The organism is Streptomyces sp. P17 (assembly GCF_032436805.1).
In the GTDB taxonomy this organism is placed as follows: Bacteria; Actinomycetota; Actinomycetes; order Streptomycetales; family Streptomycetaceae; genus Streptomyces.
On sequence record NZ_JAVRBF010000128.1, the window covers coordinates 1 to 6,777 of the forward strand.

5 protein-coding genes and 4 pseudogenes are annotated in these 6,777 nt (G+C 62.7%); 8 read left to right on the plus strand and 1 reads right to left on the minus strand.

From position 1 onward, the window contains the following. Positions 1-152: 152 nt before the first annotated feature. From RMT89_RS39365 to RMT89_RS39385, 5 genes and pseudogenes are all read left to right on the plus strand, one after another. A complete protein-coding gene (locus RMT89_RS39365) occupies positions 153-458 on the plus strand; it encodes a hypothetical protein (protein ID WP_315888560.1) in 306 nt (101 codons plus the stop codon). Further along, positions 455-1,789 carry a putative T7SS-secreted protein gene (locus RMT89_RS39370; RefSeq protein ID WP_315888561.1) on the plus strand — a complete coding sequence of 445 codons (1,335 nt, stop codon included), beginning with the start codon at positions 455-457 and terminating at the stop codon, positions 1,787-1,789. The genes RMT89_RS39365 and RMT89_RS39370 overlap by 4 nt, the downstream gene beginning before the upstream one ends. A gap of 495 nt (positions 1,790-2,284) precedes the next feature. Beyond that, positions 2,285-2,902, plus strand: a complete 618-nt coding sequence (locus RMT89_RS39375; RefSeq protein WP_315888562.1) for a hypothetical protein — start codon at positions 2,285-2,287, stop codon at positions 2,900-2,902. Positions 2,903-3,034: 132 nt separating this feature from the next. Then, entirely contained in the window at positions 3,035-3,628 is a 594-nt protein-coding gene (locus RMT89_RS39380) for a hypothetical protein (RefSeq protein WP_315888563.1), read from the plus strand. Positions 3,629-4,064: 436 nt separating this feature from the next. Then, positions 4,065-4,334 (plus strand): annotated as a pseudogene (locus RMT89_RS39385) (transposase); the annotation flags it as partial. On the opposite strand, the pseudogene RMT89_RS39390 reads toward RMT89_RS39385, so the two are convergent. Next, positions 4,333-4,704 (minus strand): annotated as a pseudogene (locus tag RMT89_RS39390) (ISAzo13 family transposase); the annotation flags it as partial. The pseudogenes RMT89_RS39385 and RMT89_RS39390 overlap by 2 nt on opposite strands. 32 nt (positions 4,705-4,736) lie before the next feature. On the opposite strand from RMT89_RS39390, the pseudogene RMT89_RS39395 reads away from it, so the two are divergent. From RMT89_RS39395 to RMT89_RS39405, 3 genes and pseudogenes are all read left to right on the plus strand, one after another. Next, a pseudogene (locus RMT89_RS39395) lies at positions 4,737-5,090 on the plus strand (transposase); the annotation flags it as partial. Between the two features lie 707 nt (positions 5,091-5,797). Next, on the plus strand, positions 5,798-6,463 hold the full coding sequence (locus tag RMT89_RS39400; protein WP_315888564.1) for a hypothetical protein: 666 nt from the start codon (positions 5,798-5,800) through the stop codon (positions 6,461-6,463). Beyond that, positions 6,460-6,777, plus strand: a pseudogene (locus tag RMT89_RS39405) (hypothetical protein); the annotation flags it as partial. The gene RMT89_RS39400 and the pseudogene RMT89_RS39405, both read left to right, overlap by 4 nt.

Here is a 6,777-nt window from a genome sequence, read left to right on the forward strand (position 1 = left end):
GGCACCGGCGAAGCCGGCGGCGACCTCCCCAACGGCACCTTCGGCAACGACCAGGCCGTCACCGTCCAGGAAATCCAGTCCATCAACCGCTAGTCCTGTGCACACAGCACAATCGCACTGCGGAAATCACCACGGGAGACCGAGCAGCGGCCATGTCAGGCGACTCAGATCTCATCGTCAACATCGAACTTCTCGTTGAATCAGAGACTAACCTCAAAAAAATTCAAAAGGAGCTCAATGACATCGGCAACAGGAAAGACGGCATGCGCCCCTATTGGGGCAGCGGCGAGATCAGTGAAGCGATGGGAGATTTCGTCGACAACTGGGATGACTACCGCGCCAAGATGATCGAGAGCCTCGAAGGCGTCGGAAATCTCGTCACCAACACCATTAACGGTTTCACCGGAGCGGATGCCGCACTCGCAAAGGAACTCAAGAAGGCGAGAAAGGGCAAGTGAGCGCCGCCTCGAAAACTCGCCCCAAGGACTGGAATCCGCTCGCGGACTCAGACCCCGTTCCGGGAGATGCCGAAGAGATCCGCGATGAAGTGAAGCATATGAAGGGCGTGGCTTCCTCTCTCCGGGACCAGGCTAGCCGACTTCGCCAGATAAACGACGACAACGAGCTCAAAGGAAAGTACGCCGGCAAGCTGCGGGAAGATTCCGAGGTACTGGAGAAACACCTCAGGGAAGTCGCCAGCCGCTATGAACGGGTTCACGTCCACCTGTCCAATTGGGCCAACGAACTGGAATACTACCAAGGGGAAGCCGATAAGGTCCTGGCCAACGCCAAGAAGGCACAGGAAGAACTCGACGCCGAGAAGAGCAAGAAGGAAACAGGCGACGGCAGTACGCCAAAGCCGACGGAGAGTGGCACCGAGGGAGATCCCCTGCGCAAGTACCGGGATCACCTTGATCGCATCACGGGTGACCGGGACGACCGCGCGGGGCACTGGGCGAAGAAGATCCGTGAAGAGATCGACGACATCATTGAGGACAGCTTTTGGGATGACATCAAAGGCTGGATCCATGAGAATATCGATAAAATCAAGTGGGTCCTCGACTTCATCGGCTGGGCAGCAAGCATTCTATCGCTTCTGGCGCCGATCCTCGTCTTCATTCCAATCATCGGGCCATTCATCGGCGCTATAGCAATTACCCTCTCTGCCATTGTTCTTGTTTCCAGGGCCATTTTGTTCGCCGCAGGCGAAGCAAGCCTGACGGACGTTGTAATGGACGCCGTCGGATTGGTGGCCTTCGGCGTGGGCACGCGGATGCTCGCCAAACTCAAAGTCGCCGACAGAGCTGTCAAGGCTGCTTCGCAAGTACAGCGCACACAGCGGCTCAAGGAGGCGCTCCGTGCCAACAAGGCTGCGATGGATGAGATTCGACGTGTCGTTGCCACCACGAGTGATGACGGGCTCAAGGAGTTCGGGCGTCAGACACTCAACCGCATAAGAAAAGAGATGTCTCAGAACGCTGGACGCCTCGCAGACGACACCGTCAAGCCGTCCCACCTGGAGCGCCTGGGGTTCGGAGACTCCGAAGCCCGCTCCATCATCGAGAACATGCGCCGGAACAGCGATACCTTCTCTGACGCCGCCTCCGCAGTCGGTAAGGCCGAGAACCACTATAGAATCGCCGTCGGAGTCGCAGTCACGGGCGCCACGGCAGATGTAGTGGACAAGACCTTCGGGCAAAGTGACGTATTCCCTGACAAGTGGTACAGCGAGGGCTACGACAATTTCAAGGGCGATTTCTTGAAGCTGCCCGAAAACACGCACTGGTAGCAATCAAGTCAGGAAAGGAGATGCTCATGGCACCGAATCGGCAGAACTCCACATACGGGCGCCTGGGAGAGGGGGCAACCGGCTTGGCCCGGCTATGCTTGACCGTCGGCATGTGCTCGATTTTTATCGTCATGCTCGCCTCAGCAGCCCCGGACTCCGCGAAGGACGCAATCTACTGGATCCAACGCGCGATCGTGGCTGCAGCAATCTTGACGCTGCTGGGCATCTTCGTTAAGTACCCTCTCCCATCGCGACGCCCAGAGGGCCTCACGGAGGCGCTCGTCTACTCCACGGGACTCTTCCTGGCGGCCTGGGTCACCGGCATCTGGCCCGGAGTATTCGTAGCCGCACTACTTCCACTTCTCGTACTGGGCTCCTGGGTTGCGGAGAGGCTACGGCGTGCTTGATGTGAGCCCCACCGAACCTCTCGCTCCCGTCGGTTTCAATCTTGTCCCACCGCCAGGTTGGGAAAAGATCAACGTGCGGGATGAGTCAATGAGCGACGAGATCCTGAAGATCGTCGATCGATCCATCGCCCAGCTTCCGGATGACCTTCCCAAAGATGACGTGAGCAAGGTCAGAATGGAGCTGTTCAAGCAGCTCAAAAAGGCCGCAAGAAGGGCTGGAAAGGCACACGGGCTACTTCTCTACCTGCCGATAGAGCGGATTCACGGAACCGTGATCCCGGCATCTTTCATTGTATCTGAACCAATTCCCGCATCAGGTCCCGGAGCCCAAACCGATCAGATTCTTGCCATGCTCGCGGCAGATCGCGGAGATAGTGAGTCCGTCGAAATCGACGGTTCCGCGGGGCTTCGATTCGACAGGATCGTACCGCCGACAGACGACGCCGCGGATGACCCCGTGTCTCGACGCATCGAATATGTCCTCCCGGTACCTGGTAGCGCAATTCCTAGATGGTTGGCGATCACTTTCGATGGCGTCCCGCCGAGTGGTGTAGCCGATCAAGCTGGCGGAATCCGCAGGTCGCGGCCCGAATCGCCCTCGCCGGCGGCCCTGTTGGGGCTCGCCGAGCCGGGACCAGCGGTGATCGCACGACGGACCGCAGCGGCACGTACCGGACGGCTCCGAAGCGGAGGCGACGGACCGTGATCGGCTACACCACGACGGGGGACACGACCTCACTTTCAGCACGGGAGGCGACGGTAATCCAGAAAGCGAATTCACTCTGGCGCTCGTCGACCTGTTCGATGCTGTAATGACCACCTTCCGCTGGAGCTATGCGTGATCTTCTTTGAAACCGAAGCTGATCCGACAGAGTGGTTTCTAATGCCGCTTCACTGGACGACTCTGCACCAAAGGGAAATCGAAGAGTGGGCAGCCACCTGCGCAGAGATTAGCCACCGACGTAACAAGAAATGGTGGCGCGCATCCAACCGGGATGCTCTGACGAGTCGCTTCCGACGGCTGATCGAGGCCCATCCGAACCCCAGCGTTCCGGCCCATCAAGCGTTTCTCTACGGTGGCGATCCACGCAGGATTCCACAGCCGTTCTATGCCCTCGCGGTACACCCCGAGGGCGAGGAACGAGAGAGTGGCCTGCACATCGTCGTTCAAGCCACGGAAGAGAACCCGATTCGTCCGCCCGAAATCACGGAATTCAACTCCGATCGCATCGGCCCGGGCCTGCGCTGCCTTCGATACTTCGGCTCAGAAGGCGAGCTCGGCGTCTCCCTCAACTATGGCTGGTGGTCCGAGGAACATCAGGTGTACGCCTCCATCCGCACGGTAACTGCGGAGATCGGATGGCTAGTGACCCAGCTCGACACGTTCGACGACTTCGCCCGCAGCATCTGGCTCGACGCGAACCCGAAGTGACGGCCCATGGGCCCGTGGAAGCCCAAGCCGGATGAGCCACTCCTCGCCCGCGTTCCCTCACCTTCGCCAGTGGCGCAGCACAGTCGAATCCTGCTCCAGCGGCGCGTGCGGCTTCGCGCTGCCTGTCTGGGCGTAGGCGGGCCGTACGTGGCAGCGTCCCATGCTCTGGATCATCGCGATCTGCAACCGCCATGGGGGTCTGCGGATGCCCCAACGCTCCGAGCGCCACCGACGAACAGCGCACGCCTGCGGCGTCACACTAGCCCCGCCTTACCATCAACCGGCTCAGCCCGCCCCGCTCGGCTCAAGTGGATCCCCGTCGCCGTCCACCATCACCATCCTCATGGTGGTCATCAGCTCGTCCGTCAGCGCATGGCTTCCTCCGTGTCCTCTTCACGGCGCCACCCGCACTCCGGGAGGGAAGGCGGCGTACTTGATCTCGAAGTCGGAGGCCTCGCGGATCTGCGCGGCGCTGGACGAGCCGCTGACCGCGTTCCGCACCCGGGATCATGTCCGCTTCCCCTACGTCTACCTGGACGCGACCTACTGCAAGGCGCGAGTGAACCACCAGATCGTCTCGCAGGCCGTGGTGGTCGCCACCGGCATCACCGAGGACGGAGGCCGCGAGGTCCTCGGCCTGATGGTCGGCGACGGCGAGAGCGAGGCGTTCTGGAAAGAGTTCCTGCGCTCCCTGCGCGAGCGCGGCTGGCCTGCAGACTGAAACCCTGCCCCTTCAGCAGTCGGCCGACGGTCGGGGCGGAGACCGGGTGCCCTTGCATGGTCAGCTCCTCGGCGAGGTTGCGCAGGGACTTGGTGGTCCAGCACAGCGGCGACATCGGATCGCCCCGCTCGTCCGGCTCCACCAGCTTCAACAACGCCGGAACCAGGGACGGATCCTGTTCTTAGGCCTGCTTGCGGCCACCCCCGGGACGCCGGACACAGCTATCCCGCAGCGGATCCCCACCGGCCTCCAGCTCGAACACCCCGTTGCGGACCGTGGTTTCGCTCACCCCGGCCAGCCGCGCCACGCCCCGTACTCCGCCGTGTCCGAGCAATCGCGCCTCCTGCGCCAGCATCAGACGCCGCTGACGATCGTTCAGGTGCGGAGTCCGGCGAGATGGTCGCCGCGACCATCCGCACCATCTTCACCCAGCCCACCGCCGATCTCGTGCGCACCCAACTGGACACCGTCGCCGACATGCTCGGCCAGCAGTTTCCCAAGGCCAGGGCCATGCTCCTGGAGGCGAAGGAGGACCTGACCGCGTTCGCGGACTTCCCGCCCCGGCACTGGAAGAAGATCCAGTCCACGAACCCGCTGGAGCGAATCAACCGGGAGATCAAGCGCCGGACCGACGTCGTCCAGGTCTTCCCCAACGACGACGCCCTGCTGCGGCTGGTCACCGCCGTGCTCTTCGAGATGCACGACGAATGGGTCGCCTTCCCCCACTGCTACCTCCCCGAAGGCCGCATGGACGAGCTCTACCGTGAACTCCCCGAAAGCGCCCCGCACTACCCAACACCCGAACGGGCCCGCCAGTTGATCGCCCACATCACGACAAGGGACACCATCCGGCACCGCATCAGCCCTCGTCCGCCCGTATGTCCTGGATCCCACCGAACACCGCCGCCAACGCGAACGCCGCCGCGCCGCCTACCTGGCCACGCTCGGCATCGACGCAGGCCCGCAGCAGATCCACGGCGTACGAGTTCCGGCGCCCACTCGATGACGCGTCCCACTCTGCGGATGTACGCCCGCTGCCGGCGCACCACAGACGAACCGTTCCTGGTCCACGCCCCAACAGGCCCCGGCTTCCACGTCTACGCGTCCCCGGCGTGCGCCGTGCACTACCCACCCATGCCTGACGTACTCGAAGTCCTGGAGTCCACCCGCCGTCGATCCCACCGCGCCGACAAGAGCGACACAGAAGGAGACGCGGCAGCCCAGTAGCAATACGGAATCCCACAGCAACAGCGGCTCCGGGTGCGGCGGTCAACGCGCTCGGAGCCGCCGCCTGTTGGAGCACGATCCGGCCACAGAGCACGACCACAGGTGCTCCACTCATCCGGAATCGCCCCGGATTTCTGAATAGTTCGCTGTGGCGAAACCGGGAACCCCACCGATAGCGTCAGTGCTCTTGACTGAACTTCTGTCTCACGGGGAGTCCTACTGTGAAGCGCCGATCCTTGCCCGCTGCCGTCGCGTTCGTCACGACCGCCGCCCTGCTGCTGACAGCTTGTGGCAGCGGGAACGACGACTCTGACGCAAACGACAAGATCGCCGGCGCCGACCAGGGATCGGCGACGCCGATGAAGTCGGCCTCCGGAGCACCAGCGGAGGACAAGCCGGACGGCGTGGACGTATCCCTGCCCAAGGACATGAACCTGGTCTTCGACTGGGAGAAGCCGAAGGACACGAACGAGGCGGCGGCTATGGATGACGCCGCGAACTTCTTCCGTGCCATCTACCGCGGGGTCGACAAGCGGACGACCAAGGACGCCGCCATCAGCACGTACGCCACGGGCGACGGGCTTCGCTACGCGAACACGCAGATCAACGCCTGGATCGAAGGCGGCTGGACCGCTACCGGCACACTGCGCCACTACGACGCTACTACTCGGTCCGCCTCCAACGGCACCTCTGTCGAGGTGGCGTTCTGCGCGGACGCGGGCAAGTTCTACGGCAAGGAAATCAAGACCGAGAAGATCCTCAAGACCGAGCCCAGCATCGAGGACTTCGACTACTACAAGATCATCATGGTCAAGCTCCCCACGGGCACGGACCTGTGGCAGGCATCCAAGGTGTTCGTCGAGACGAAGGCGGCGAAGTGCCAGTGAAGGGATCGCGGCGCCTCCTCCTCGGCACAACAGCGCTGACGCTGGCCCTCAGCACCCTCGTTCTTTCGGGATCCGCCTACGCGGCAAAGCCGGTGGGGTCTGACGAGGGAGCTACTGCGGAGCAGTCGGGCGGCGGCGACGGCAACGGCATCTACGCCGCCGCCCGCATCCAGTACTCCGGATCCGTCGTCAAGAACGGCGGCACCGGCAACGTGACGTCCGCCGACGTCAACTGGACGCCCCCGCCCTGCTGGTACGCCCCCTACCTCGGCGCCAAGGACTTCAAGAAGAAGATGTCCACGGACATCGAGAGC